This window comes from Nostoc cf. edaphicum LEGE 07299 (assembly GCF_015207245.1).
Classification (GTDB): domain Bacteria; phylum Cyanobacteriota; class Cyanobacteriia; order Cyanobacteriales; family Nostocaceae; genus Nostoc; species Nostoc edaphicum_B.
The window spans coordinates 1-2,824 of sequence record NZ_JADEXF010000901.1; the positions used below are offsets into that span (position 1 = coordinate 1).

The 2,824-nt window shown below is 40.2% G+C and carries 3 protein-coding genes; 2 read left to right on the plus strand and 1 reads right to left on the minus strand.

Going from position 1 to position 2,824, the window contains the following annotated elements; all coding sequences use genetic code 11:
• Positions 1 to 40: 40 nt before the first annotated feature.
• The gene (locus IQ229_RS22375; RefSeq protein ID WP_194047513.1) at positions 41 to 1,027 is read right to left on the minus strand and encodes a LysR substrate-binding domain-containing protein; all 987 of its coding nucleotides are present in this window, start codon (positions 1,025 to 1,027) and stop codon (positions 41 to 43) included.
• A 220-nt stretch (positions 1,028 to 1,247) separates the two neighbouring features.
• Here IQ229_RS22375 and IQ229_RS22380 point away from each other — a divergent pair, with 220 nt between their 5' ends.
• Complete coding sequence (locus IQ229_RS22380) at positions 1,248 to 1,958, plus strand: cadmium resistance transporter (RefSeq protein ID WP_194047515.1); 711 nt, start codon at positions 1,248 to 1,250, stop codon at positions 1,956 to 1,958.
• 80 nt (positions 1,959 to 2,038) lie between these two features.
• Entirely contained in the window at positions 2,039 to 2,707 is a 669-nt protein-coding gene (locus IQ229_RS22385) for a hypothetical protein (protein WP_194047517.1), read from the plus strand.
• Positions 2,708 to 2,824: the final 117 nt, after the last annotated feature.

Sequence of the window (2,824 nt, forward strand, 5' to 3'; positions counted from 1 at the left end):
TGTATAAGAGACAGCTTTTGTACCCAATCCCCAATCTCCTTTAAATAACTGATACATGTTGATGTAAACCATCCGACATAGACGATATCAACATTTGTTCAAAGACTTTGGAAAGAGCAGTTTGAAAACGCTGACGATGCTTGATTTTGAAAAAAGGTCGAACTATTTCTGCGTAGGCGTAGCCCGCCGTAGTCATCGCACTGTTGCCTTCTTTATTATCAATAACTCGAATTGCCCGCAGAGTTCCTAACTGGATTTCTTTTTTTACCATCAGCTCAGAAATTCCAGTTGCGCCTACGCCATTTTCAATTGCGGCTTTTGCCATCTCACCACTGGTGAACACTAAAATTACATTCAGTTCGTTGAGGTTGATCCCCCAATTTTGCAACGCTTCTTCAAACCTTTGTTGTGTACCAGATTCTGGCACCCGCATCACCCAAGGAGTTTGAGTTAGTTGGCTTAAATCAATTTCTCCCCACTCAAACCAAGGGTGTTTTTGACCAACCACAATTTGTAAGCGATCGCTCGCCACTATTTCGTACTCTAGAGTATTCTGAAGCGCTGGCTTTACATCTCCTTCCACCAAACCTAAATCAAACTGTCCCATCGCTGTACCGACACAAATCGTTTCTGCATTGGCAAGGGTACAGTCAATCTGGATACCAGGATATTGGCTCTTAAACTCACTAATCTTACTTGGTAGCCAGTAGTTGCCAATTGTCAGACTTGACCCTAATTTCAATTCACCCCGTTGCAGATTGTTTAATTCTCGTAATCCTCTTTCTGTCAAAGAAACTTGATCGAGAATTTTCTGCGCTTCCACTTGTAGTAATTTACCCGCTTCAGCAATCTCGATATGGCGACCAATCCGATGGAATAGTTTCACTCCGTATTCTTGCTCTAGGTTGTGGATCGCTGCACTGACGGCAGGTTGTGTAATATAAAGCTCCTCTGCTGCGCGAGTGAAGTGTAAGTTCTGCGCCACAGCCAGAAATATTTTTAGCTGCTCAAGCGTCATTCCTGCCATTTATCGTATCCCTAAGACTTGGTATGAAAATTTTAATCACTTTCATTTATCATTTTGACAAATAAAAGCATTTGATTCTATCGATTAGTTTGACTAAAGTATAAATCAAAGCTTCGGCATGGAATCGAACGGCAAGTAAAGAGCAGGGGAGCAGTTGCAGTAAGTTTTTTCCTTCTGCACCTCTGCCAATGCCCAAGCATGAACATAAGGACATCCACAAATGAACGATTTAGTAACTGCAATTACCACAGGGATTACTGCATTCACTGCCACCAACATCGACGATATTGTCATTCTGACGTTGTTTTTTTCACAAATAAGTAAAACGTTTCGCAGTCGTCACATCCTTGCTGGTCAGTATCTCGGTTTTGCAGCATTGATCGTTGCTAGCCTTCCCGGTTTCTTGGGTGGACTAATCATACCGCAGGACTGGATTAGACTACTTGGGTTAATGCCAATAATCATTGGTGTGAGCAGTTTACTAAAACGCGAAGAGAATTCATTTGAGGAAGCTGAAGAAGAAACTGAGCCGTCTTCTCCCTCTATAGTTAGGAGTTTTGTTTCTCCACAAACTTGCAATGTCGCCGCGATCGCCTTTGCTAATGGCGGTGATAATATCAGCGTCTATGTGCCCCTGTTTGCCAACTCAGAATTAGATAGTCTGCTGGTGATTATAAGTGTATTCTTCACTCTAGTGGGTGTATGGTGTTATGCCGCTTATAAGTTAACCTACTTGCCTGCGATCGCCAACTTTTTAACTGAAAATGGCAATACTTTTGTTCCTTGTATCTTGATTGGTTTGGGCGTGTTTATTGTCACAGAAAATGTTACTTGGACTCTTTTATCTGTAGTTTCTAGTTATATATTCTCATTAATTTTAGGTTTCAATACTCAGCCGTCAAGTGAAGAACAAGAAAAATTAAGTGTCTAATAAAGAGGTGCATCATCAATTTTCTGAGTAAAACGAATTTTAAACGGCAAAATATCTTACCCATCAACAGGAATCAAAACATGAAAATCTGGAAATCTCTGCTAATTGTCTTAATGATTGTCGCTAATCTAGCCTTTGCTCAACCTTCTTTTGCTGATAGACCAAAATTTAGCAAAAACCCTGATTACATCGAAGTCACTAAAGCTCTTAAGCAACTCTCTCAGACAAAAGATGCCCAAACTCAAGTTGAAGGTCTGACACCAGAAGAAATTAAAAAAAGAACCGAGGAATTAACACTGCAAAAATATGCTTTAGAGACGGGAATCAATTGGGGTCAATGCAACAACCAAACAGGTAATACCATAGCGGTATACGGTAAAAGACCAAATGATGATGATGAAGATGAAGATGCCGTATACGAGAATGGTCTATATTTTCTAGCTGATGGTCAATCCACTAAAAATAACTGGGATTGTGATGGCATCTATCTACCGAATGATGTCCAGGTAGCAAATTTCACTTCTAGTCCTAACGGGCAAGGTGAAGAATTGACAGGAGCCGCTGCTTTGAAGATCCTTGATGGAACTCAGTTGGTAATTAAGAGGAATCCAGATACTACTGCGATTGAATTGAATGTCCCGACTGTAAAAGTTCTAAACAGCAAAAACGCTAACTGGTTTATCCCAGATATATCGCAGGATATCATAAATACACGAGTTCCTAATGCGCCTAGTACTTCGTCAAGATAGTGTTGAGGATTTGTAGTAAGCACTTTAGTGCTTGGAAAATAAGGACTAAAGTCCTTACTACGAACTTATTTATCCATCAATTTAAACTTGACAAACTACTAGTAATCAGTCTTGAAA